We start from the raw sequence: 23,264 nt of genomic DNA, 5'->3' as shown, positions 1-23,264 counted from the left end.
TTCAGTATAGTGAGGTCCGCGAGCACCCCGTCAAGCCCGACCAGAGGCCGGCCCGCCCGGCTCAGCCAGGCCCGCACCATCCAGACCGCCCTCGACCTGCTGGACGAGTCCGGGCTCGACGCGCTGACCATGCGCCGGCTCGCCGATGCGCTGGTCGTCCAGGCCGGGGCCCTGTACCGCTACTTCGCGACCAATACTTCGCGACCAAGCAGGACCTGCTCACCGCGATGGCAGAGCGGATGGTCGGCGGCGTCGCCGACGCCGCCGGGCCGGCAGGGGACGGCGACTGGAGCGAGAGAGTGGCGCGCCTCGCCCGCGCGCTGCGTACGGCCCTCCTCGCCCATCGGGACGGCGCACGCGTCTTCGCCGGTACGCACTCGACCGGCCCGAACACCCTGGGCTTCGCCGACAGCCTCGTCGGCGTGTTGCGTGAGACGGGCTTCGACGACGGCGAAGCGGCGCGGGCGCTCTACTCGGTGACCAACTTCACCGTCGGCCGCACCCTGGAGGAACAGGCCGCCTCTACGCCTACCAGCTCGCCCGCTCCTGGGCGGAGGACGACGCCGCGGAACCCGTTGAAGACATCCGGCTCGTTACTCCGCTGGGAGCGGTAGTCGTTGCGGGTGATGCGCACCAGGTCGCCGACGGCGAACTCGATGCCGCCGGCGTCACCGGCCAGGGGAAAGCGGCGGGCGTCGGTGAGTTCCCCGGCGTGCTGGCGCGGCCGGCGGGCGGCGACGTCCGTGCGGCGGGCGGCCGGCAGCAGGTCATCGGTCTCCCCGTGCGGGTCCCCGGCCCATCGCTGCCGGGCGGTGTCCCAGGCGGTGACCATCGCGGCGAGCGCCTGGTCGCGGGGTGTCGGCGGCGTGGACGTGCCGTGCCCGGCGACGGTGCGCAGGGCGGCGGTGCGCCGGCCCTCGTGAGACCCATCTGACCTGCTGTCACCTCTCCCCGCATCTCGGTGGAACCTCAATCCGCAGGCTGACCGCGGGCCAGGTTCGAACAGCCGCGGCGGGCACACGGGACCAGCGTCATACCACCAGGCGTGCAGGGCAGGCCGATGCTCAACGCCCACGACAGGGCATCACGGCGGAACGCGTACGGCCGGTCCGGATCCCCCGTGGCCAGCCGCTGCCTGCTCGCGGTCAGGTCCTCGAGGACGAGCTCCTGCTGCTGGTCGACGTCGGCGGCGGCCGGGGCGGGCGCGGCGATAGAACGCGGGGCGGGCAGAGTGACCGGCGCCACGGGCGCGGCCGCCACGGCGGGCATCTGCGCGGCCGCGGCTTCGGCGCGGGCCTTCGCCGCCGCCTGCCGGGCGCGGACCTGCTCCCATTCGGCCTCGCGGACCCAGGCCGAGGGCGAGCCGGAGAACACCGCCGCCCGACCGGCCTCCACCGAGCAGGACGCGCGCCTCGGCGAGGAGGCCGGCCCGGCCGCCGCGTAAATGGCATCAGGGCCCGGCGGCGGCAGCCGCACGCCTCGCACCGCCCGGCTGCCGGTCCCGCCCGCCCTCCTCGCACGGCAGCACTTGGCGAGCCGCGTCAGCGGCGGCCACGGCCTGCTGCTCGTGCTCCGCCCGTTTCCTGGGAGCTGCGCGGGCAGCATCCCGGCCGCCTGCTCCGCGGCGGCTTGCCCGTGCCACCCTCGAAGTCCTCAGCCTTCGCTGCCGTCGACCGGGGACCGAAGTCGTTCGGGGCTTCCGGTGTCAGATGGTGTCGGAGGGTGCGTACCAGATGACGTTGGACGATTGGTTGCAGGTTCGGAGGTCGAGCTGGGTGCTGTCGTTGGTGTTCGGGGCACCGACGCAGATACCGGAGGACTGGTTGATCAGGTGATCAGAGGTGTCGCGCCGCCATTTCTGGGCGGCGCCGTTGGTGCAGGTCCGGATTGTCAGTTTCGCACCGATGTTCATCGTGCCGGCGTCGAGGCACTTGCCCTTGGCCTGGATGGTGCCGTTGGTGAGGGTCCACCGCTGTGCCGCGTTGTTGTCGCTGCACGGGTAGATCTGCACGGCGGTGCCGTCTGCGTCGTTGTTCCCGGCGACGTCCATGCATTTGCGGCTGGCGGCGTGGATGATGGCGCCGGTGGTGGGGAGCTTCCAGCGCTGGTAGCCCTGTCCGGTACAGGCCCTGGCCTCCAACTGGGTACTGTCCGACGCATTGCCGGGGATGTCGATGCACAGACCGGCGGCGACGTTGCGCAGCGTCCCGTCCGGGCGTTGTTCCCACCTCTGGTTGTCCGCTCCATAGCAGCTCCAGAGTCGCACCTTGAGGCTCCCGCCGCTCCCGGCGGCTTCGGCACACTTGCCGAGGACACGCAGCGTGTCGTCTCCGCGCACGCTCCATTCCTGCGCGGTGCTGTTGTTGCATGGGTAGATCTGCACGGCCGTGCCGTCGCCGGAGTTGCCTCCTGCGGCGTCCATGCACTTGCCGTTGGCGAGCGAGCTGATCGGGCCGATCGCGTCGCTGTTGTCCGCGGACGCGGGCGGAGCGGTCAGCATGAGTGCCACCAGGGATGATGCGAACGCTGCGGCTGCGGTGGCGAGCTTTGTGGTCTTGCCCATGTTCCACCTCTCGGGTGTTCGTCGGCACTCCAGTGCGGCCCGCAGGTCAGGTCGGGTCTCAGGGCGGGTCCGGGCGGGCTGGGTGGTCTGCCGCGCGGGTCGACTGCCGGTGTCAGGCCAGCAGGTCCGCGTTCGGCGTTCGGGGAAGCTCCTTTACCTGTGGGGGTGGGCGGCCGTTATGCGTGTTCGCTCGGCCGTCGTTGGGGGCGCGATGTTTGGGCACGACGGCCGGGTTGCACGTGGTGAAGTCACGGTCGTCCCGTACCGGTGTTGCGGTGAGGCCGGTGACGGAAGGATCCAGCGGGGCGACAGCGCGGTCGCCGCGGGCGGCGGACGGCGCCCGCGGCGACCGGCCGAGAACGCGGGCTGCCCTACGGCGCGCTCGCGGCGGGCCGCCGGATCCTGAAGACCCGTCGAGGTGCGGGCCGAGTTCCACGTCCCCGGGTTTGTGACCGGTCGATGGCCGGAGGTCCTGGCGTCCACTCCGAGGCCGCGCGGCCTCGGAGTGGTATCGAGTCCACGGCGAAGGGTGTCACAGCTATTCGAGGCTTCGGACCTGGGCGTCTATGTTCGAGTTGTACAGCTTTGAGAGGCTGAGATGCGGCCAATCCGAGTACTTCAGGTCACACGACTCATAGGACGGCCTGTTGGCCAGTTCCACGCCTTCGAACACGGTTCCCACGATCACACCGTTTTGGTCGATGGCAGGCCCCCCGGAGTCACCGGAACACGTCACCGCGCCCTTGCCCCTGATCATGTACCTGATGGTGTCGTCGTTGCCCGTGACGGTGAAGGTGCCCTGCTTGAGTTCCCTGTTGTATATGGTCCTGTCGTTGTGCCCGTATCCGTTGATCCTCAGATCGTTTCCGGTCGGGAATTTCGTTGTGGAATTGTATGTGAACGCCAGGGAGGAGGTCCTCTGTGCGAGTTGCAGGACGACGGTGTCCGTCGGGGTGTTACCGACAGAAAGTGTCGCCAGTTGGTTCACTTCGTACTGCGTGCCTTTGCCGTACGTGTTGTGTCCGTTGAACACATGGATCTTTTCGATGCCGGTGAGATTCCCGTTGTCGTCCTCGAAGCAGTGGCGCGCGGTGAGGACGAGCCGACTGTTCCGGTTGTTTGCGGTCCGGCTGATCAGGGCACCGGAACAGGCGTTGTACGGATCGTCGATGAGGATCGACACCATGCCGCCGGCCTGCGTCGCCCAGTCGAGATACTGCCCGCCGGCGATGGCGGAGGCGGGCGCCGGGACGCCGATGAGCACGGTCGCCGCGCAGGCGGCTGTCGACGTGACCAAGGTGACGGCTTTTATTCCGCGTGATCGCCTAGTCATGCCTTCCCTTCCGTTGCGCCGGAATCGGCGATGAGGCTCCACCATTCTCGGGCCCCGCGGAACAAGGAAGGCGACAACGAGCCATGTTCCCGGGCCGTTCAGACAATCATCGTTAAGCGGAATCCGCGCGTTTCACTGCGCTCGCGCCTGGCGCCGCTCGTCCCAGCCGCCGACTGCGGAATCCACCCCGGGGACGGGGCCCGGCCGGGGCATCCGGGCGGTGCAGCAGAGAGGCGCGGGTGAGTTCAGCGCCTTCTTGTGTTTCCTCGTTGAACAGCTCGGTCAGGCCCTTGGAGGGACTTCCTCCCGATCACATACAGATCGGGAGACGCAGCGTAAGCCGGGCTCCGGACTCGACCGGATCCCAGCCCCGCCCCCTTCAAGAAGAGGCTGACCTCCCAGGACCGGCCCCTCGACGCCTTTGGGAACTACAGCGTTGCAACGGGACCAGGTCCAAGGCCAGGGCTTCGGCGTGCCGAATTTCGCGGCTTCGGGGTGGTTGATGATCGGTGTAGAGCCGTCGACGCCGAAGACGCCGTAGTTGTTGAGGGTGAAGGTGCCACCGATGAGTGCCGCCGGGGGGAGGGAGTTGGCGCGGGCGAGTTCGGTGAGACGGGTGAGCTCGGCGGCGAGCTACGCGGTCGTCGTGCGGTGGGTGCCACGGACGACGGGTACGACCAGGCCGCGCTCGGTCTGTGCCGCGAAGCCCAGGTTGGTGTGGGAGTGGCGGACGATTTCGCTGTTCTCAGTGTCCACCGTCGAGTTGAGCTCGGGGAACCGTCGGAGACCGATGACGGCCGTCCTTCGGTCCAGCCGCTCAGGGCCGGGCAGCCTGGGCGGCCTCGCGCCCCGCGATACGGCCGAACACCACGCAGCGCAGGACGGACAAGGCGCCCGGGTACTCCTGGTACCAGACACCGGTGGTCACCCCGGCGGCGTACAGGTGGGGAATGGGCGTGCCTCCGGGGGTCAGCACCCGGGCGCGGACGTCGGTGCGGACACCACCGAAGGAGAAGGTGACCGCGGTCTTCACCGGGTACGCCCGGAAGGGGCCTTCGGAGAGGGCCCGCGCCCAGTTGGTCTTGTCGATGGCCAGCCCCGTCGTGCGCTTCCCGTCGCAGCGCGAGACGTCGAACGTGCCGTCCTGCACGGCGCCGTTGAACGCCGAGACGGTCGCTTCGAGCTTCTCGGGGTCGAGTCCAAGCTCGCGTGCGAGGCCGGGGATCGTGTCGGCCTCCACGGGGGCGAGGTCCGTCTGGTTGAGGTGCTCGAAGCCGGGGATGGAGAAGGTCTGCGCGTCCCCGATGAAATAGGCCGTGCTGTTCTGGTTCCGCCACACTTCGAACGCCAGCGACTCGTTGAGGCCTTCGAAGGTGCGGCTTCCCTCGTCGACGAATCGTTCAGCTGCCTCGTTGACGATGATCCCGTAGGGCACCCCGAAGATCCCGGCGTCAGGCTTGCTGGACCGGCTGTCGACCAGCTGCACATGGAGCATGTCGAACTGCCCCGCCGTGTCACCGCCGATCTCCATGATCATCCGGAGGCCGTCACCGACGTTGTTGCGGACTCCGGGCACCACGGGGACGATCTCTCCGGCGCGTGGACCGACGTAACGGGTCAGCATCTCGTAGTTGCCCTCGAACCCGCCGCAGGCGACGACCACGTTGCCGGCGGAGAGGACGCGCAGGACCCCGTCAGCGCCCCGGACGAGGACGCCGTCGACCAGGCCGGCGTCGTCCAGACACAGCCGTACGGCTTCCGTCTCGTAGTGGAACGTCACGGCCGGATACCGCTCGATCGCCTGTGTCAGCGCCTCGACTATCGCCTGCCCACCGCCGACGGTGGCCCCGTACGTCGACTCCATGGCGAAACCGGTGGGCGTGTGGTCGACGGTCACCCCGTGTTTGCCCAGCCAGTCGACCGCCCCGCCGGCGGCTGCCTCGAGGGTACGGAAGTACGTCTCGTCGACCTCCGGGTGCGAGTCGATGACGCGCTGGATGACATCCGGGTCGACGACCCCTTCGGGGCTGACCATCAGGTTCGCCCACGAACCCCTGGTCGCTCCACCACGCTCCTCTTCGGAGGAGCGCTCCACGACGGCGACCGACGGGGACTCTCCCCTCTCGGCTGCGGACTCGATGAATCCGAGCGCTGCGGAAAGGCCCGCCGCGCCGGTTCCGATCACCAACAGGTCAAAATGCGAACCTTCTTCCACGGCGTGCCTCCTCAGCACCTGGGACGATGTCGTGGTCTTTCGCTGTAGTCGTGCCGGGTGGGTCGCGGTGGCCGCGGCGGGCAACGTCAGCTCCGGTCGACGAAGGCGAACACGCGGGCCGGCCCCGCCGTCCCGCCGACGATCGGCAGGGGGGCGACCACGATCGTCGCTCCCTTGGGCGGCAGGCGATCGACGTTGCACAGCGATGTCAGGCCGTACTTGTCGGCTCCGAGCAGGTAGTAGTGGCCGGGCCCGAACTCGCCGGGATCGGGGTCGCCGGCCCCGGACTCCCCCGGTTGGGAGGGGCCCGCGCCCATGCTGTCGATCCCCACGGACTCGACCCCGTAGCCGCTCACCGCGGGGTGTGCCGCCAGCCACTTGGCCCCGTCGATCGAGAGCCCCGGCCAGCCCTTGGGGTCGAGGAACCGCTCCGGATCGGAGCCGTACGCGCTCCATCCCGAGCGGAAGATGACCCACGATCCTGGCTCCAGCGGCCCGTGCTCGTGCTCCCACTCCTCGAAGTGCTCGGCCCCGAGCAGGAAGGTCTGGTTCTCCGCGACTTCCACGGTCTTGTCGATCACCGCGACTGGGCCGATCAGCCGGGTCGGAGAGATCTGGTCGACGGCGAGGCCTTCGCGTCCGCTGATCCAGTGGCGTGGCGCGTCGACGTGGGTTCCGGTGTGCTCGCCCAAGGTCATGTCGCTCCAGGACCAGCCGGGGCCGCGCTCGTCGAAGTCGCTCACCGGGCGCGTTGTGAAACCGGCGCTCGGAGCGAAGGGGGCCGGCACTGGCACCACCGGCGTTCCGGAGTGGAGCGGGGTGGTCAGGTCGATCACTTCGATGGCGCCGGAGGCGATTCCTGCGGTGAAACCGGAGGTAGAGGTCACAGCATTCCTTTCCATGGTCGACTGCGGTCGAGTGATTATTCCGACGGCAGGTAGGCGTGCGCTTCGACTTCGATGAGCATTCCCGGAGCGAGGAATTCCGCGACATATCCATGTCCGATGAAACCGCGGTCCGGGAAGCGTTCGCGGAATATGTCGTCGAGCGTCCCGAAGTTGTTGCGGTCGTTCAGGATCACCCGGATCTCGTAGACGTCGGCCAGCGATCCCCCGGCGTGCTCCAGGACCTTCTCGATGTTGTCGAAGGTGGTGTTGGCCTGCTCCAGGAAGCTGTCGGGGAGGACGCGGTCGGCCAGTGGGCCGCTGAGGTTGGTCAGTGCCGAGGTTCCTGAGACGAACACCCAGTCGCCGATGCGGACCGCCCGGTCGAAGTGGCCGGCCGGATCCGCCAGGGTCGGCGGGTTCAGCGGGATCACCGTGTGCTTCTTCATTGTTCCTCGACTCATTCTTCCCTCTTTCCGGTCATTGGAGCCGATGGTTGCGGCGTGCTGATTTCCGTAAACGGAAGTCAATGGTTTCGCCGTGTTGAGATGATCTCTCGGCGGCCGGTTGTGTTCCACGGTGAAGCGACAGGATCGAATACCTGGTCTTTGTGGAAGTGACAAGTCCTCGGCCGCTTGCCGGCCGGTCTCCGTCGTCGTCCGACGTCAGGCGACGTCAGCGGCTGGCGCGGTTTCCCGGTGGTGCCGGCCCGTGCGCAGGGCCAGCGTCGCGGCGATGCCGCCGCAGAGCGGCAGTGTCAGGCATAGGAAGATCGTCGGCGATGACCATCCCGCACCGATCATGAGGCCGCCGAGGGACCCGCTGGCGAGCTGGCCGAGCTGTCCGACCCCGTTCGCCCAGGATGTGCCAGTCGCCCGTGCCGAGGCCGGATACGTCAGCGTCGCCAACGCCGGCAGGACCGCGTTGGAACCGCCCAGGAACAATCCGAGCAACAGGACGATGCCGAAGAATCCGCCGGTGCCCATCTGCAGGACCCCGACCGCCACCAGTCCCGCGCCGCCGACCGCCCAGAGCAGCGCGAGCAGGGAGTCGGCGTCGGACCGACGCAGCGTGACGGACACCAGCAACTGGCCGACCAGTCCGCAGATGCCGAAGAGACCGACGGCCACTCCGGACTGGGCGGTGGTGAAGTCGCTGTGGTCCAGTAGCAGCGGCAGGTAGTTCGCGATCAGGAAGACCACGCCGAACCCGATGAACGAGCAGAGCCAGAGCAGCAGTGTGGTCGGCAGAAACGTGCGGGACACCAGGGCCGAGCCCGCCCGCTGCCGGCGCTGCGCGACCGTCGGCGTTGCGAGGGCCTGTGCGTCCAGGGCGCGGTCCGGGGCGAGTCCGGTCAGGCTCCGTTGGACGGCTGCCGTCGGGCAGCCTCTGGTCAGCAGCGAACTCACCGGCTCCGGTACGAGAGCGATCAGCAGCGGCGCGAGCAGCACCGGCGGGATGCCGCAGACCACCAGCAGGGCACGCCAGCCCAGCGGGGGAAGCACGGCGGAGGCGAGGAAGCTGCCGAGGATGTATCCGACCGCGCCGCCGCACCAGGTCAGCGAGACCATCGACGCCCGCCGGGCGGTCGGCGTCGACTCGGTCACCATCGTCACCACCGCGGGCACCATGGCCCCGATCCCCGCGCCGGAGAGGAGACGCAGGGCGACGAACGCGGGGATCGACGGCACGAGGCCCATGCCCGCAGTGGCCGTTCCGAAGACCAGGAGGCCGACGATGGCGATACCCCTGCGGCCGCATCGGTCGGCCAGCGGGCCCGCCACGAACCCGCCGAGCGCCATGCTGAGTCCGCCGAGTGTGACGGTGAGTGTCACGGTGCCCATCGTCGTCTCGTGTTCTCGCACGAGCTCCGGGTAGACGAAGCTGGCACTCGCGAGGTCCAGGCCCTGAACGATCATCGCGGTGAAGCAGACCGCGACGATGAGCCACTGCCGCTTCCCCATGCCGATGAGGTCCAGGATTTCCTGCGGGTTCATCCGGGTGGCGGAGGAGGTGGCTCTGGCGGGGCTCTCAGAGGGAAGCTGTTGGGACGTCGGCGGGTCGTTGGCGTTGTTCGGCACAGTGGTCTCACCTCGATGCGCCAGTGGTGGATCGGCGGTCACAGCCAGCCGGTGAGGACGGACAGGAAGCCGTCCGGATCGTCGAGCTGTAGGTCGTGGCCTGCCTCCGGCAGCGTGGCCACCTCGAAGCCGCGGTCGGCCAGAAGCCCGGCCGCGGCCGGGCGGACCACGGAGCCGATGCCGGCGAGCAGCAGCAGGCTCGGCGTCTCCGCCCGTTCCGGCACGTAGTTGGTGTGGCGTCGGGAGAGATCGGCGACAGCGTCCAGTACCGCTGGATCGCACAGCGCGACGCCCGCTGCGAAGGCCTCGGCGTCGGCGGGCGTCCACTTCGGGTGGCCGACCAGCAGATCGTTCGCCCGGATCCTGCTCAGCGCGGACCGGATGCGGGCGAAGTACTCCGGTGGCTTGACGTCGTGCTCGAATCCCGGCTCCGCGTACACCGCGCGGCGCGGGCGCAGGCGTTCCACGGCCAACGACAGCACGGTGGCTCCCAGGGAGTGCCCGATCGCGACGTCCACGGTGCCGCCGGCGGACTCTGGCAGGGACTCGACCAGGTCGTCCGCCCACGCTTCGGGAGAGTACGAGCCTCGGGGGCTCAGGCCATGGCCACGCAGGTCGGGGGCGAGCACGGTGTAGCCCAGTGCGGCGACCCTGGGTGCCAGGCTGTTCCAGATGCGGCTGTCGACGGTGCCGCCGTGGACGAGCAGGGCGGTGCGGGGACCGTCGCCCTGAATTCGGGTGTGGAGTTTCATGACGCCTCCGTGGAGCTGCCGGTTGCCTGCACATGGGTTGTGATCGGCCCGGCCAGTCGGTCGGCCGCGGTCTCCAGCATCCAGTGGCCGATGCCCGGCAGGGTGAGCGTGCGGAACTCGCCCGCCACATGGTCGCCGCAGCGTGCGGCGGTGGCCCGGGTGAGCGCGGGTCCGTCGGTCCATATGTAGAGCGTCGGCACCGGGGTCCTGTCCACCTCGGCCATCCGCTCCAGCGGGATCAGGTGCCATGCGAGGGCCGCTGCCAGCACGTCCTCTTCTCCCACCCGCGACGCGGTCCGCTCCACCTCCTGCGGGGGCATGCCGGATCTGTGCAGGAACTCGCGCAGGCCGCGTCCGTTGTCGGCGAGGAGCGCCCTCGCCGCCGGTACCGGCGGATTCATCTCCTCCAGGGCCGACCACTGGGCGCGCTGTTCCGCATCCGCCGCCACGGCCAGAGCGAACGCCCGAGGATGCGGGAAGCGCAACGCGGTCAGCGAACGCACCCGCTCGGGCGCGGAGGCCGCCAGCTCCCAGGACTGCATGGCGCCGTTGCCAAATCCGCAGAGGTGGAAACGGCCGAGCCCGAGGCCGTCGGCAACGCCGAGCGCGTCGGCCACCACGGCCTCCAGCGTGTAGGTGTCCAGCGGCGGGCGTGCCCCGGCCGAGTAGCCGCGCTGGTCGAACGCGATCGTCCGGATGCCCGCCTCGGCCAGGCGCCGGCCCAGTCCGTCCCAACTGGCGGCGCATTGCGGGAAACCGTGCAGTGCGAGGAGGGGTTCACCGTTACTGGGGCCCCATTCCCGGACGTCGAACACCAGGTCGTCGACCTGAACGCGGTTCTGTCGCTGTCGGTGATCAGCCATCATCTTTCCTCTGCTGTCCGTCCCCGTGCCGTCCGCCTCCGAGCCCGTCCACGACGGACGCGAGCTCGTCGAGCCTGTGCAACACCTCCGGATCCGGCCGGGCGCGCGTCACGAACACGCATCGCTCCACGCCCATCTCGGCGTACGAGTCCAGCCGGGCCCTGTCCGCGGGCGCGCCGAGTACGGTGACCGGGATCCGGCCGCGGCCGGAGTCGGCGGCCCGCCGGGCCAGCTCGGCGATCGCGGCGGCGAGGGGGGCGTCGTCCTGCCCGATCGTGTTGGGCAGCCAGCCGTCGCCGTACTCCAGCACCCGGTCGAGGACCGTCGGGCCCATACCTCCCACCAGTACCGGCGGGTGCGGCCGCTGCAGGGGTTTCGGCCACTGGTAGGACGGCTCGATGCGTACGTGGTCCCCGTGGAAGTCGGCGATCTCACTGCTCCACAGCCGCTTCATCGCGAGCACCCGCTCGCGCAGCAGGGCCATCCGGGTGACCGGATCGGTCCCGTGCTGGGCCATCTCCTCACGGTTCCAGCCGGCACCCACGCCGAACAGGAACCGGCCGCCGCTCAGCCGGTCGAGTGTGGCCACCTGCTTGGCGGTGTGGATGGGGTCGCGCTGGACGAGCGCGCAGATGCCGGTGCCCAGGAGCAGGGTCCGGGTCGCCTGCGCCGCCACGGCGAGCGCGATGAAGGGATCGTAGGAGCGGTAGTAGCCCCGGGGCAGGTCGCCGCCGCCCGGATACGGGGACGTGCGGCTCGCGGGTATGTGCGAGTGCTCCGGAAAGAACAAGGAGTCGAATCCGCGCTCTTCGACCGCCTGGGCCAGAAGCTCGGGGCGCATGCTCTCGTCCGTGACGAAGCCCGCGATGCCGAATCTCATAGGGCCGCACTCCTGCCGCTCAGAGACATCCGGGTCCTGGATCCCGGTCCGGGGGCCGTCACCGCGCCGCAGCCGGGTGGTATATGCCTGCCGGCTGCGGTGGCGGGGGCCGATGCAGGCAGCGGCAACCCATGGGTCTGCCTTCGGGGAACTGGTGCGTGGCCATGTGTTCCTCAGCTGACGGTGAGCGGATCGGGGACCTCGTCGCACACCACCAGGTCCATATGACCGAGACCGGTGATCGCGGCCTGGATCCGGTCCCCGTCGTGGAGATAGCCGGGAGGGTCGAGCTGGAAGGCGCATCCGGCGGGTGAGCCTGTGAGGATGAGGTCGCCGGGGAAGAGGTCCATCGTGGCGCTGACCGATGCGATCAGTCCGGGAACGTCGACGAGCATGCTGCTGGTCCACGCGTCCTGCCGGCGTTCTCCGTTCACCGACAGCGTCAGACGCAGAGGCCGGTCCGGATCGATCTCGTCCGAGGTCAGCAGCCAGGGACCGGTCGGGCAGAACGTCGGGAAGCCCTTGCCACGGGCGATCTGCAGCAGCAGAGGGTTGCTCGCCCCGGCACCCAGGGCGATGTCCCGGGCAGTAGCGTCATTGGCGATCATGTAGCCGGCCACGTGCGCCTGCGCGTCCTGCCGCCGGACCCGGCGGCAGGCCCGACCGATCACCACGCCGAGTTCCAGCTCGTAGTCGAGCTGCGTGGTCTCCGGTGGCTTGACCAACGGATCGTTCGGCCCGCTCAGCGCGCTCGGCGGCTTGAGGAACACGACCGGATCGCCGGCCGGTTCCGCTCCGCTGAGCACTCCGGTGGCGTGCTGAGGGTAGTTGAAACCAATCGCGACGATCTTGCCGGGGCGCGGCACGGGCGGCCCGAGGCGCAGCCCGTCGAGCGGGACGGCGCCGTCACCGGCCACCACGGCCTGCCGCACCAGTGCTTCCACGGCGGGCCAGAGTCCGAGGAGGTCCCCCATCTCCGCGATGTGCAGGCCGGCACGGCGGAGGACCGGGCGCAGCGGCAGCAGCAGGTGGTCGCCGATCAGCACTCCCGGTTCCTCGCCGTTCGGCGGGCCGTAGGTCACCAGGCGCATCAGCTTCTCTCCTTCGCGTTGCCCACAGTGATCGCGGCGGTCGGGCACTCGTGGGCCGCGCGCAGTACCACGCCGACCAGTCGTGTCGGCAGGGTCTGCTGAAGCATCCGGGCCCGGTTGTCCTCCTCGTCGGGGGCGAACACCTCCGGGCAGAGCTCCGCGCAGTTCCCGAACCCGCAGCAGCGACTGCGGTCGGCCCTCGCCCTCATGCGCCCCGCCCCAGCCGCAGCGGGAGTGCCTCGGTGGAGGCGAACGTCAGGTCGTGGGAGCGGACCGGCTCGTCGGCCGTCACCTCGGCGTCGGGGAACCGTGCGAAGAAGCGGGTCAGGAAGATCTGGCCCTCCCATCGCGAGAGCGGTGCCCCGGGGCAGTAGTGCGCACCGGCGGCGAAGGCCATGTGCCGGTGGTCGGCACGGCTGATGTCGAGGCGGTCGGCAGCGGGAAACCGGCGTTCGTCCCGGTTGGCCGCCGCCAGACCGAGCACCACGTGCGTGCCTGCGTCGAGGCGTTCGCCGGCGACCTGTACCGGGGCGGCCAGGTCGCGCCAGACGAAGTGGACCGGTGCGTCGAAACGCAGCGTCTCGGTCCAGGCGTTCGCGGCGAGGCCGGGTTCCGCGCGCAGGGCGGCCGACTGCTCGGGGTTGCGCAACAGGGAGTGGACCGCCGAGGTGAGGCTCACTCGCGTGGTGTGGTAGCTGGCGACGAGCAGGCCGATCAGCGTCGTGACGAGTTCGGTACGGCTCAGCCGGTCCCCGTCCTCGGCGCCGGCCAGCAGTGCCCCCACCACGTCGTCATTCGGCAGCCTGCCGCGCAGGGAGTCCAGGATGCCGCCGAAGTAGTCGAAGGAGAAGCGCGCGGCGTCGTCGGCGGTGGCCAGGGCGTGGGGGGTGAGGTCGCCCTGGCTGAGCACGTGGTTGAGGGCGGGCTGGTGGCTGAGCAGCGTCTCGGCGTCCGACTCGGGCGCATGGATCAGCCGGCAGGCGATCCGGGCCGGGATCACCGAGGCGATCTCCCGGACGAAGTCGATCTCCCCGGCACCGGCCACGGCGTCCAGGCAGTCGTCGACGATCTCGGCGATCCACCCGCACATCCCCTGCACCCTGCGCGGAGTGAAGGCCGGCATGATCAGTCTGCGCAGGCGTGTATGGGCGGGCGGATCGAGGCAGGGCAGGGTGCGGTAGAACTCCGCTGCCGGCCCGGCACCGATGTGTGCGGGCACCGCACCCGGCTCCGGCTGCACCCGTGCCCGCTCGTCGCGCAGTACCGCATCGACATCGGCGTACCGGGTGACGACACAGCATCGTCGGCCGTTGAGCGAGGTCCACAGCACCGGAGCCTCGTCGCGCAGTCTCCGGTAGGTCGGGTAGCGGTCGCGGAGAAACCCCGGGTCGGCCGGGGCGAAGATCACGTCTGACGGCATCGGCTGTGCTCCTCGCTTTCGGTACGCCGAGCGTAGGAAGCGAGCCGCTGCCGGACATTGGGCGAACGCCGGGATGCCGGACCGGAATCATGTGGATTCCACAAAGCGCCGGTCCGCCCGGAACCGCCGGCTACCCGGGATCAGTCAGATCCGCCAGGACGGAACGCAGCAGACCGGGGAGCGTCCGAGGGTCGAGCCCGGTCAGATCCTGCCACCGGGCGAGCCGGTAACCAACCGTGTTCGGATGGACCCCCAGTTCGGTGGCGGCACCGGAGAGCGTGAAACCGCACCGGGAGAAGGCCCGTACGGCGTCGACCAGAATCGGGTTCTCCCGTGCCACCTGCCTGGCCCGCGTGAACAGCGGCTCCAGTCGCTGCTCGGCACCCGTCAGGCTCGCCTGCAGCCATACGTCCTCGAAGCGGATGACGCCGCTTCCGCCCCCCGGTGCCAGGCGCAGGGCCCTCTCCGCGTCCCCGATGCTCATCTCGGCACCCACCAGGCCCTCCCGGAGCAGCCCGACGCCGAGCAGCGCCCCGCTGCCACCCAGCTGTGCCACCCGCGACACCACCTTCGCCGTGGGCACATTCTGCGCGAGGACGATCAGCACTGCTCCATGCAGACCGCACTGCACCGTCCCGCCGAGCTGCCGGGCGGCCCGGTGCAGCGGATCCAGCTGGCCCTGTGACCAGGCCCCCGCGGGGGCGCACAACGCCTGGAACCGACCGGACGGATCGAAGCCGAGTTCCCGCGCGATCTCCCGTACCTGCTCATCCGTGGCACCGCCGCCGCGCAGCAGTTCGAACAGGCGCTGGCGAAGCCCGGCCTCGTAGCTGTGCCGGGCCCCGGCCTCCTCGATGTACGCGTCCACGACGACGCTGCTCATCGCCTGGATCCACAGCCAGATCGGCCCCACCAGTTCGATCAGCGCGCCTTCGTCCCCGTCGTGCGCCTGGCGCAGCTGCTCCCACAGCTCGCGGGCCACCACGTGGAAGGCGGCCAGTACGTCATAGACCGGCAGCCCGTAGTAGGAGCGCCGGCGCGAGGCCAGCTGAATCTCCCGCAACTGGTCGGCGGCCGGCTCCTCGCCCGCTGCCAGGCTCGACAGCAGAGTCTGCGCGGTCGCCCGGACCGTCCGGTCATGCTCCTCGCGCGGCATCTGGGCGTAGGACGGGATCTCCGTGCGAATGCGCTCCGTCAGCATCTCGCTGATCTCATCGATCCGGTCAGTGAGGACACCACACAGCCGACCGAGTTTGTCCAAGCGGTCAACGCTTGGCAGATCGTCGGTCACGAGCGTCATCAAAACACGCCATCGCATCTTCTCCAACATTCCGGAAGGGACCACAACCGCAACCGCAGGGCTTCGGCGTAGTTGCTCGGCGCGCGGTTCGTGGTGGCCTGCCTGCTCGGCGGTGACCCGGGAACGTAACAGGCACGGGCTTCCAAGAACACGGAGTGCGGACGCGTCGGCGGCCCACCAGGTGGTGGTGTGCCCGTCGCGGAAGGTGCGGGTCACCGCCGTCCAGTCGCCCGGCCGGCCGGGGCCGCGCCAGGCCAGTTCCCGGGCGGCGTCAACCGGGGTGTGGCCATCGGGGCCGTACGCCCAGGTGCCGCGGCGCCGTGTGAGGGCCATCACGAACGGCATTCCGGCTGCGGCCGGTTCACGGCGGAAACCGTCCTGGTCGCCGTGGGCACAGCCGGCCGCTACCGCGGAAGCCCACTCCGGCCCGGGTGGCCCGGCGGGCGAGTGCGGCAGCGATCTGGAGTTTCGTGGCGAATCCCGGATCGCGCCGGCGGCGATCTGCCAGCCCGCGACGTCCCGCAGGAGTTGGAAGAAGCGCTCGATGCGGTCCCGGTTGCCGCAGGGCGTCGGCGGCCCCGGCCCAGTCGGCCGGCACGGTCACGTCGTGCCGGCCGGGGACGACGGCCCGGGACAGGTCCTCCTCCTGCAGGAAGTCGATCCGGTCGGCCACGCCCAGCTTGTCGAAGAGCCCCCGCGGGGGTGCAGCCCTGGCCCGTCGAGGCCGACGCCGGACAGCTGGTGCAGGGCTACCCCGAACTCCTACCGCCCGCGACGGAAAGAGGTGGCACAGCCCCCGGGGACGTTGTGCCGCTCGGCCAGCAGGGTGCGCAGCCCGGCGCGCTGGAGGGTGGTGGCGGCGGTGAGGCCGGCATTGCCGGCTCCGATGACGGCGGCGTCGACGTCCGTCATGCTTCGGCCCCCGCAGCCTCGGCGGCGATCTGGTCGAACTGGGCGCCCATCGCCTCGGCGAGCGCCTTGGCGGCGGACAGCGGCCGGACCATGACGGTGAAGTCGTCGATCTTCCCCTCCTCGTCGAAGTGGAGGAAGTCGCAGCCCTGGATCTGCCGCCCGTCCACGGTGGCGGTGAAGACGAATGCGTGGTCGCGGCCGTCGGGGTTCGCGATCTCGCGGACGTAGGTGAAGTCCTCGAAGACCCGCATCACGCCGCGCAGGATCGCCGCGGTGATCGCCTTGCCCGGGTACGGCTTGAAGGCGACGGGACTGGTGAAGACGACGTTCTCGGCGAGGAGTGCCTCGATGGCGGCCTCGTCTCGGTTCTCGACGGCCTTGCGGAACGGGTGCACGACATCACCTGTATTCAATCAGTTGATTAGGTGCATGGGAGGTTAGGTTCGCCCGATGGGGGTTGTCCATGCCGCGTTGCACTGGTGGTACGGGCCGATCCTCAAAAGGGCCAGGTAGAGCGGCCGGCCGTCGGGCGAGACGAGGATCCCGTTCGGAGTGACGACACCGTCGTCGGCGACGACGACCGTGCCGTGGGAGTCGTGGAGTCCGCCGTCACGGTCATGGCCTCGTCGATGAACGGCAAAGGCATCTCGAAGGGGGTCTGCAGCCAGTCGCCGGACGCCCACCGTCGGCCGGGAGCGACTTCGCGGTGGAGGGCACGGGGTTCCTGGATGCCTGCTGGAGACTCACCTGGGTGCACGGATGCCGGGCCTTGGCCGCCAAACGGCCCGGTACCGGCGTCAGGGTGCAACAGGCGCACTCTTTACTGGCTGATTGCGGCGGTGCCGGCGAGAACGATCACGGCGCCGGTGATGCGGCGGGGAAGGTGCCCTTCGTGGAAGAGCCGCCAGGCGAGCAGCGATCCGAGGATGATGGACGATTCGCGGAGCGGGGCGACGAGGGCAAGGGGGGCGGTGCGCATCGCGACGAGGACGAGGATGTAGGCGATCGGCGAGAGTACCGCGATCACGAGGATCGGGACCGCGTCGGTGCGGATTTCGGGCGCGAGCTGCTTGCGCCGGGCCAGGCCGCGCGGCAGGAGCATGAGGGTCTGCAGTAGCAGTGTGCCGACGAAGTACGGGACGGGTTCGAGGTGCAGGACGGTGATGCCGTAGCCGTCCCAGAGTGTGTAGGCGGCGATCGTCACACCAGTAGCGGCCCCCCAGGCGATACCGGGGAGGGGGTGGCGATGGCCGGAGGCGAAGGGATTGCCGGTGACGACGAGGATGCCGACGACGACCAGCGCGGCGCCGAGGATCGCCGTGCCGGTGAGGTGTTCGCCCAGGACGAGCAGTGCGCAGAGCATGGTGAGCACGGGGCCGGTTCCGCGGGCGACGGGGTAGACGACGCCGAGTTCGGCGCGGCCGTATCCGGCCTGCAACGTCAGCGAGTACGCCAGGTGCAGGACGGCGGAGACCGCGCAGCCGACCGCGAGTTCCCGGTCCAGGGCCTGCGCGCCGGTCACGATGAACGCGACGCCCAGCGGGAGGAACAACGCCGCCGAGGCGATCGTGTACCCCCAGACGAACAGGACCGTATCGCCTCGTTTGTACTTGGAGGCGGTGTTCCACAGGGCATGGCATGCGGCGGCGGCGAGGACGAGGGCGATGGTGCCGGGCTGCATCGGGTCCCCTTCAGCCGAAGTCGGGCAGGTCGATGCCCGCGTACTCGGCTCGTCGCCTGCGATCCGGGTCCCGGATCGCGATCGCGGCTGCGAGGGCGTCGACGACGGCGAGGTGCGCGATGCGGCTGCCGGCGGCGGCCATCTGCTCCGACAGCGGCGCGCCGCCGACGGTGAGGACGACGTCGGCGAGATCGGTCAGCGGCGTGCCGTACTGATTCGTGATCGCGATCAGCGTCGCGCCGGAGGAGGACGCGGCATCGGCGACGGCGAGCGTGGTCGCGGTGCGCCCGGTCGAACTGACGAGCACGACGACGTCGTCGGACCCGAGGAGTCGCATCGCGATCATCGCGGATTCGTGGTCGGCGATGCCGACCGTTCTCGCGCCGAGCGCGCGGAGCCGGAACACAGCGTCGGCGGCAACCGTCGCGGACGGCCCCGCCCCGAACGCCATCACCTGCTGCGCGTGCAGCACCGAGTCGACTGCTGCGTCGAGCGCGGCCGTGCCGAGCGCCCCGCTGAGCGCGGTCAGGGCGTCGTGGCCTGCCCGGGCCGATGCGTCGATGATCGTGCGGGTCGTCGCGTCCGCCCCGAGGGCAGGCGACGGATCGAAAAAGTCCGTCGTGCCGCGGGCACGGGCGATTTCGAGCTTGAGGTCGGCGAACCCGCCGAAACCGAGCGCGCGGGCCGCGCGGACGACGCTGGGCGCGGACACGCCCGCCCGGGCGGCGACCTGTGCCGTGGTCGCACTGCCGACGAACAGCGGGTCCTCCAGCAGGAGTTGCACCACGCTCGTCTCGCTGGGGGCCAGACCGCCGGCTCGCGCCTGGATGCTGCCGAGCCATGTCACCAGGGAGTCGTCCATGAAATGTAGTTACCTTTCCCCTCATCTGCTCGTAACAATGTAACATCGAGCGGGTGACAGAAGAGAACAGTTCTCCAGCCACGGGTGATCAGCGGCCCTTGACTGTGGCGGTCGTCGGTCCGGGCGCGATCGGCACGACGATCGCGGCGGCGCTGTATGAGGGGGGCGCGAGCCCGATGGTGTGCGGTCGCACGCCGCGTGACCAATTGGCACTGCGCGACGGAGACGACATGGTCGTGGTGCCGGGACCGGTGCTCGTGGACCCCGATGCCGTCGGCAGGACGGTCGATCTGGCGTTCCTCTCGGTGAAGGCGACGCAGACGGAAGGGGCTCTCGGGTGGCTGGAGGCGCTGTGCGCGCCCACCACGGTGGTATGCGTGCTCCAGAACGGCGTCGAGCAGGAGAAGAGCCTCGGTCACCTGTCCCATGGGCGAGCGGTCCCGGCCGTCGTCTGGTTCCCCGCGCAGACACTGCCCGACGGCGCGGTTCAGCTCCGCGGCGACGCACGGCTCACCCTGCCCGACGTGCCCGCTGCGGACGTCGTCGTGCGAGCGCTTGCCGGCAGCCGCTGCGCCGTGGACGTGTCGGCCGATTTCGTGTCGGAAGCCTGGCGGAAGCTGCTGCAGAACGCCGCAGCCGGGCTGATGGCCCTCACGCACCGACGGTCGGGCATGTTCCACCGGACCGACATCGGCCGGCTGACGACCGACTACCTCCGCGAATGCCTCTCCGTGGCGCGAGCGGAGGGCGCAGCGCTGGACGACGCAGACGCCCTGGCGATCGTCGACAAGTTCCGAGGATTCCCGCCCGACATGGGCACCTCGATCCTGGCCGACCGCGAGGCCGGGCGGCCGCTCGAATGGGACGTCCGCAACGGTGTCGTCCAACGGCTGGGTAAGCTCCACGGCCTACCCACCCCGATCAGCGACGTCCTCGTGCCACTGCTCGCCGCCGCAAGCGACGGCCCCGGATGACCCGTCGCGGATCCACAGCCTCGCCGGCATGATGCCCGATGCTGCGACATCGAAGGCCGCCATCGCCGCTCTCCCCGGCTGGGTGCCCGCTCCGTCCCCGGGCAATCCGCGGTTGCTCGTTGTCGGCGGCGTACGTGTCGCGCCGGGGCCGCAGGCCGCCGGGCAGGTCGGGGACTGGAAGGAGTATCTGCCGAGGACGTTGATGTGGTGGCGCACGAACGGCGAGAGCCGGGCGATGTCCTCGTGGCGGACCCCGAAGCCGTCGTCGCGGAGCTGGTTGAGCGCGGCGTCCAGGTAAACGGGTGTTGAACAGCACACGACGGCCGCCGGCTTCCTGCTCCAGACGTCGGCTACCCGGTCTCTCGGCCGTCGACGTAGGTCGCCACCACCTCGATGTCCCCGATACGTGATGTATCGACACGCCGGGGGTCGTCGCCGAGCACGACCAGGTCGGCGCGCTTGCCCGGGGTGAGGCTGCCCAGGCTGTCCTCCCAGCGGCAGGCGAACGCGCCGGCGACCGTATAGGCCCGCAGGGCCTCGTCGAGGGTGATCCCCTCGTCCGGGCCGATCACCCGACCGGACTCGGAGGTGCGCTCGACCATGAACTGGATGGCCCTCAGCGGGGATCCGTCCGTGACGGGACGGTCGGAGCTGCCGACGAGGGGGATGCCGTGGTCCAGGAACGCCTTGCCGCGGTAGAGCCACGGGGCCCGTTCCCCGCCCATGATCGCCGCGTAGTCGTCGCCGAAGCAGCGCAGGAAGTTGGGCTGGACGACCGCGCTGATGCCCAGTCGCGCGAAGCGCGGAAGCTGGTCGGGGCGGATCAGGCCGGCGTGCTCGATGCGGTGCCGGGCGCCGGGGCGTGGCCGGAGCCGCTGGGCCCGTTCCAGGGCGTCCAGGGCCACGTCAGCAGCGCGGTCGCCGATCGCGTGGACCGCGAGCTGCCACCCGGCCAGGTGGCCGTCCACGATCGTGTCCGCGAGCACCTCCGGGTCGTCCTGTAGCTCACCCATGTGATCCAGCCCCTCGTACGGGCTGCTGAGCGCGGCGGTCCGGGCCATCATGCCGCCGTCTGTGTAGATCTTCAGCGCGCCCACGGAGAGCCGGTCGTCGCCGAACCCGGTGCGCAGTCCGAGGTCGAGGGCTCGGGGAATGCCGTCGGCTTCGTGTGCGGCGACCGGGTGCAACCGGTCGGCGGACACCATGACCTGTACGCGCAGCGGCAACAGGCCGGATTCGTAGGCGAGTTGGTAGGCGCCCAGCTCGACCGGGCTGTGGCCGAAGAGGGCGCCGCCGATGCCCGCCTCGGCGCAGGCGGTGACGCCCTCGGCCAGGCACGTGCGGGCGGCGCGGGCGATCGCCTCCGCCAACTCCCGCTGGGAGTACGGGAGGCGCAGAGCGCGGGCGGCGCCCATGGCACCCTCGGCGAGGAAGCCGCTGTCATGCGGGATGTCGGCGGGGAGCAGGTCGAGGACGGCGGAGTTGACGAGGCAGCCGTGCCCGGAATCGTGCATCACCAACAGCTTGCGCCCGTGGCTGACCTTGTCCAGTTCGGCGGCGGTCAGGTGGCGTCCCAGGGCTCGCTGGTCATAGCCGGCGATGCTCACCCAGGCTCCGGGCGAGCCGTTCCGGGTGACGGCCTCCTCCACGGTGGCGAGCACGTCGTCGATCCGAGTGCGCCCCGCGATGCTCGGGGTCTTCTGCTTGAACCCGGTCCAGGCCAGGTGCACATGGGGATCGATGAACCCGGGCAGCACGGTGGCGCCCTGCAGGTCGATCACCTCGCGGGCGGGCAGGGAGGTCACGGCCTCGTCCAGGCCCACGATCCGGCCCCGCCAGATGCCCAGGTCGTGTGCGACGGGGTGGTCCGGGTCCATGGTGAGGAAGCGGGCGTTCGTCAGTCTGGTGCAGAGCATCTGCCGGGGCTCTCCTCGGTGCCTGGGCGGCTTGCGACGACGCGGGGGCCGGTGACGGCCGAGTCAGTTCTCCATGGTCTCCGCCAGGGATCGGGGGCGCAGGTCGGTCCAGTGGGCCTCGATGTACTCCAGGCACGCCTCACGGGTGTTCTCGTCGAAGACGATCGTCCATCCCCCGGGCACCTCGGCGAAGGCGGGCCACAGCGAGTGCTGGCCCTCGTCGTTCACCAGGACCAGGAAACGGCCTTCGGTGTCATCGAAAGGGTTTGTGCTCATGTCCAGCGCCTCCTACGAAGCTCTGACTTAGGTTAGGCTCGCCTAATCGACTGGAGTTTAGCTCTGTCCCTTTCCCTCTCACAAGGAGACGTTCATGCGCCTGGGCGCGGTCGATGGGGAGAACGCCTTCGCCGGGTTCGGGTTGCCCGGCGCACCCGGCACCGACGGGTTCTGGGCGGCGGCGAGGACACCCCGGTCGGTGCCCGCCGACGGCGGCGGTTGGCTGACCTTGTTCCTGTGGCGCGGGTCCGAGGCGAGCATCGGCTTCGAGAGCTGGTCGGAGCCGGTGCCCCTGCGCCGGTGGGGTGATACGGACTGCTGGTACGCCGAGGTGCGCATGCCCGCGCGGTTGCGGGTGACCTATCAGTTCCTCGTGGGCGACGCGGCGCACGCCGACCCGTTCAACCCGGTCGGTGCGGGCGGTGACCGGTCCATCGCCGCGACCCCGGACGCCCCGGTCCAGCCGCACTGGCCCGTCATCGGCGCCGGCTCCGACGCCGTACTGCCACTCCCCCGCACCCGGATCCGCTGGAGCAGTGAACGGCTCGGCGGGCGGCGCACCGTGCGGGTCCACCCGGCGGGCGGTGGCGGCCCCGTGGTCCTGCTGCTCGACGGGGACGACTGGCTGTATCTGCACCCGGCCATGACCGCGTTCGAGTCGGCCGTCGCCAGTGGCGCGATGCCCGCCGTCACGCTCGTCTTCCTGCCGAGCAGGGACAGGGAAACCGAGTTCGGGTGCGGACCGGACCTGTGGGAGGCGATCCGGGACGAACTGCTGCCACTGGTGGCGGAATCCGGCGTACCCGCCGATGTGGACCGGCTGGTGGTCGCCGGGCAGAGCATGGGCGGCCTGAGCGCGATGTACGCGGCACTGGAGTTCCCGGACCTGGTGTCCCGCGTCGCGTGCCAGTCGGGGTCCTTCTGGTGGACACCCGACGCCCTGGACCTGCCGGACCCCTTGGGCGGCCCGGTCGGCGGCACCGTCGCCGCGCGCCTGCGGGAGCGTCCCGACCTGTCCGGTCTGCGGGTCGCGTTCGACGTGGGGGAACACGAGACCCGGATGCTCCCCCACTGCGAGCTGATCGAGACCCTGGCGGCACGAACCGGCGCGACCGTACGGGTCTCACGGTCGGCGTCGGGCCATGACCGGGCGGGCTGGCGGCACGCCCTGCTCAGGGATGTCGCCTGGGCACTCGATGAGCAGGCATTCCGTCAGGGTCCTTCTGACGGATCTCCGTCAGAAGGACCCTAGCCGGTCGGC

At 70.1% G+C, this 23,264-nt stretch carries 23 protein-coding genes and 4 pseudogenes; 3 read left to right on the top strand and 24 right to left on the bottom strand.

Features of this window, described 5'->3' with window-relative positions:
* Positions 1-9: 9 nt before the first annotated feature.
* Positions 10-530: pseudogene (locus tag AXW62_RS40815) on the top strand (TetR/AcrR family transcriptional regulator); the annotation flags it as partial.
* Here the strand turns inward: AXW62_RS40815 and AXW62_RS45730 are convergent.
* The 21 genes and pseudogenes from AXW62_RS45730 to AXW62_RS13000 form a co-directional block, all read right to left on the bottom strand.
* A complete protein-coding gene (locus AXW62_RS45730) occupies positions 470-832 on the bottom strand; it encodes a hypothetical protein (protein ID WP_060944675.1) in 363 nt (120 codons plus the stop codon). The pseudogene AXW62_RS40815 and the gene AXW62_RS45730 overlap by 61 nt on opposite strands.
* Before the next feature lie 137 nt (positions 833-969).
* Positions 970-1,395, bottom strand: a complete 426-nt coding sequence (locus tag AXW62_RS43895) for a hypothetical protein (protein ID WP_159060868.1) — start codon at positions 1,393-1,395, stop codon at positions 970-972.
* Positions 1,396-1,705: 310 nt separating this feature from the next.
* The gene (locus tag AXW62_RS13070) at positions 1,706-2,563 is read right to left on the bottom strand and encodes an RICIN domain-containing protein (RefSeq protein ID WP_060944673.1); all 858 of its coding nucleotides are present in this window, start codon (positions 2,561-2,563) and stop codon (positions 1,706-1,708) included.
* A gap of 538 nt (positions 2,564-3,101) precedes the next feature.
* Positions 3,102-3,896, bottom strand: coding sequence for a trypsin-like serine protease (locus tag AXW62_RS13065; RefSeq protein ID WP_159060867.1), 795 nt, complete (start codon positions 3,894-3,896; stop codon positions 3,102-3,104).
* 459 nt (positions 3,897-4,355) lie between these two features.
* Positions 4,356-4,700, bottom strand: a pseudogene (locus tag AXW62_RS45725) (2-oxo acid dehydrogenase subunit E2); the annotation flags it as partial.
* Between the two features lie 13 nt (positions 4,701-4,713).
* Positions 4,714-6,081 (bottom strand): FAD-binding protein, encoded by a 1,368-nt coding sequence (locus AXW62_RS13060; RefSeq protein WP_252368591.1) that lies wholly within the window; start codon positions 6,079-6,081, stop codon positions 4,714-4,716.
* A 116-nt stretch (positions 6,082-6,197) separates the two neighbouring features.
* Complete coding sequence (locus AXW62_RS13055; protein WP_214516854.1) at positions 6,198-6,998, bottom strand: cyclase family protein; 801 nt, start codon at positions 6,996-6,998, stop codon at positions 6,198-6,200.
* Positions 6,999-7,033: 35 nt separating this feature from the next.
* Positions 7,034-7,459 carry a RidA family protein gene (locus tag AXW62_RS13050; RefSeq protein WP_079115604.1) on the bottom strand — a complete coding sequence of 142 codons (426 nt, stop codon included), beginning with the start codon at positions 7,457-7,459 and terminating at the stop codon, positions 7,034-7,036.
* Positions 7,460-7,660: 201 nt separating this feature from the next.
* Complete coding sequence (locus tag AXW62_RS13045; RefSeq protein WP_060944668.1) at positions 7,661-8,992, bottom strand: MFS transporter; 1,332 nt, start codon at positions 8,990-8,992, stop codon at positions 7,661-7,663.
* A 122-nt stretch (positions 8,993-9,114) separates the two neighbouring features.
* Positions 9,115-9,828 carry an alpha/beta fold hydrolase gene (locus AXW62_RS13040; RefSeq protein ID WP_060944667.1) on the bottom strand — a complete coding sequence of 238 codons (714 nt, stop codon included), beginning with the start codon at positions 9,826-9,828 and terminating at the stop codon, positions 9,115-9,117.
* Positions 9,825-10,691 carry an alpha/beta fold hydrolase gene (locus AXW62_RS13035; RefSeq protein WP_060944666.1) on the bottom strand — a complete coding sequence of 289 codons (867 nt, stop codon included), beginning with the start codon at positions 10,689-10,691 and terminating at the stop codon, positions 9,825-9,827. Before AXW62_RS13035 ends, AXW62_RS13040 begins: the two co-directional genes overlap by 4 nt.
* The gene (locus AXW62_RS13030; protein ID WP_060944665.1) at positions 10,684-11,571 is read right to left on the bottom strand and encodes an LLM class F420-dependent oxidoreductase; all 888 of its coding nucleotides are present in this window, start codon (positions 11,569-11,571) and stop codon (positions 10,684-10,686) included. The genes AXW62_RS13035 and AXW62_RS13030 overlap by 8 nt, the downstream gene beginning before the upstream one ends.
* 173 nt (positions 11,572-11,744) lie before the next feature.
* Entirely contained in the window at positions 11,745-12,662 is a 918-nt protein-coding gene (locus AXW62_RS13025) for a fumarylacetoacetate hydrolase family protein (RefSeq protein ID WP_060944664.1), read from the bottom strand.
* Positions 12,662-12,871: a ferredoxin gene (locus AXW62_RS43890; protein WP_079105325.1), complete on the bottom strand. Its 210-nt coding sequence runs from the start codon at positions 12,869-12,871 to the stop codon at positions 12,662-12,664. Before AXW62_RS43890 ends, AXW62_RS13025 begins: the two co-directional genes overlap by 1 nt.
* Positions 12,868-14,082, bottom strand: a complete 1,215-nt coding sequence (locus AXW62_RS13020) for a cytochrome P450 (RefSeq protein WP_060944663.1) — start codon at positions 14,080-14,082, stop codon at positions 12,868-12,870. The genes AXW62_RS43890 and AXW62_RS13020 overlap by 4 nt, the downstream gene beginning before the upstream one ends.
* Before the next feature lie 130 nt (positions 14,083-14,212).
* Positions 14,213-15,343 carry a PucR family transcriptional regulator gene (locus AXW62_RS13015; RefSeq protein WP_214516853.1) on the bottom strand — a complete coding sequence of 377 codons (1,131 nt, stop codon included), beginning with the start codon at positions 15,341-15,343 and terminating at the stop codon, positions 14,213-14,215.
* Between the two features lie 201 nt (positions 15,344-15,544).
* Positions 15,545-15,875 (bottom strand): annotated as a pseudogene (locus tag AXW62_RS47435) (IS701 family transposase); the annotation flags it as partial.
* Positions 15,876-16,144: 269 nt separating this feature from the next.
* On the bottom strand, positions 16,145-16,294 hold the full coding sequence (locus AXW62_RS45090) for an FAD-dependent oxidoreductase (RefSeq protein WP_214516852.1): 150 nt from the start codon (positions 16,292-16,294) through the stop codon (positions 16,145-16,147).
* Positions 16,291-16,689: a nuclear transport factor 2 family protein gene (locus AXW62_RS13010; RefSeq protein ID WP_030832307.1), complete on the bottom strand. Its 399-nt coding sequence runs from the start codon at positions 16,687-16,689 to the stop codon at positions 16,291-16,293. Before AXW62_RS13010 ends, AXW62_RS45090 begins: the two co-directional genes overlap by 4 nt.
* 425 nt (positions 16,690-17,114) lie before the next feature.
* Entirely contained in the window at positions 17,115-17,975 is an 861-nt protein-coding gene (locus AXW62_RS13005) for an EamA family transporter (RefSeq protein ID WP_060944661.1), read from the bottom strand.
* Positions 17,976-17,985: 10 nt separating this feature from the next.
* Positions 17,986-18,837, bottom strand: coding sequence for a MurR/RpiR family transcriptional regulator (locus AXW62_RS13000; protein ID WP_030832311.1), 852 nt, complete (start codon positions 18,835-18,837; stop codon positions 17,986-17,988).
* A 53-nt stretch (positions 18,838-18,890) separates the two neighbouring features.
* Here AXW62_RS13000 and AXW62_RS12995 point away from each other — a divergent pair, with 53 nt between their 5' ends.
* On the top strand, positions 18,891-19,811 hold the full coding sequence (locus AXW62_RS12995; RefSeq protein WP_060944660.1) for an oxidoreductase: 921 nt from the start codon (positions 18,891-18,893) through the stop codon (positions 19,809-19,811).
* Between the two features lie 115 nt (positions 19,812-19,926).
* On the opposite strand, the pseudogene AXW62_RS47090 reads toward AXW62_RS12995, so the two are convergent.
* The 3 genes and pseudogenes from AXW62_RS47090 to AXW62_RS12980 all read right to left on the bottom strand — a co-directional run.
* Positions 19,927-20,127 (bottom strand): annotated as a pseudogene (locus AXW62_RS47090) (Tn3 family transposase); the annotation flags it as partial.
* A 34-nt stretch (positions 20,128-20,161) separates the two neighbouring features.
* A complete protein-coding gene (locus AXW62_RS12985) occupies positions 20,162-21,727 on the bottom strand; it encodes an amidohydrolase (protein ID WP_060944658.1) in 1,566 nt (521 codons plus the stop codon).
* A gap of 63 nt (positions 21,728-21,790) precedes the next feature.
* Positions 21,791-22,003, bottom strand: coding sequence for an MbtH family protein (locus AXW62_RS12980; protein ID WP_060944657.1), 213 nt, complete (start codon positions 22,001-22,003; stop codon positions 21,791-21,793).
* A 94-nt stretch (positions 22,004-22,097) separates the two neighbouring features.
* On the opposite strand from AXW62_RS12980, the gene AXW62_RS12975 reads away from it, so the two are divergent.
* Positions 22,098-23,255 (top strand): alpha/beta hydrolase-fold protein, encoded by a 1,158-nt coding sequence (locus tag AXW62_RS12975; RefSeq protein WP_060944656.1) that lies wholly within the window; start codon positions 22,098-22,100, stop codon positions 23,253-23,255.
* The last annotated feature ends 9 nt before the right edge of the window (positions 23,256-23,264 follow it).

This window comes from Streptomyces hygroscopicus subsp. hygroscopicus, from assembly GCF_001553455.1.
GTDB classification, from domain to species: domain Bacteria; phylum Actinomycetota; class Actinomycetes; order Streptomycetales; family Streptomycetaceae; genus Streptomyces; species Streptomyces hygroscopicus.
The sequence above is the reverse complement of the archived record's forward strand: the minus strand, read 5'-3'. Positions and strand labels throughout refer to the sequence as shown.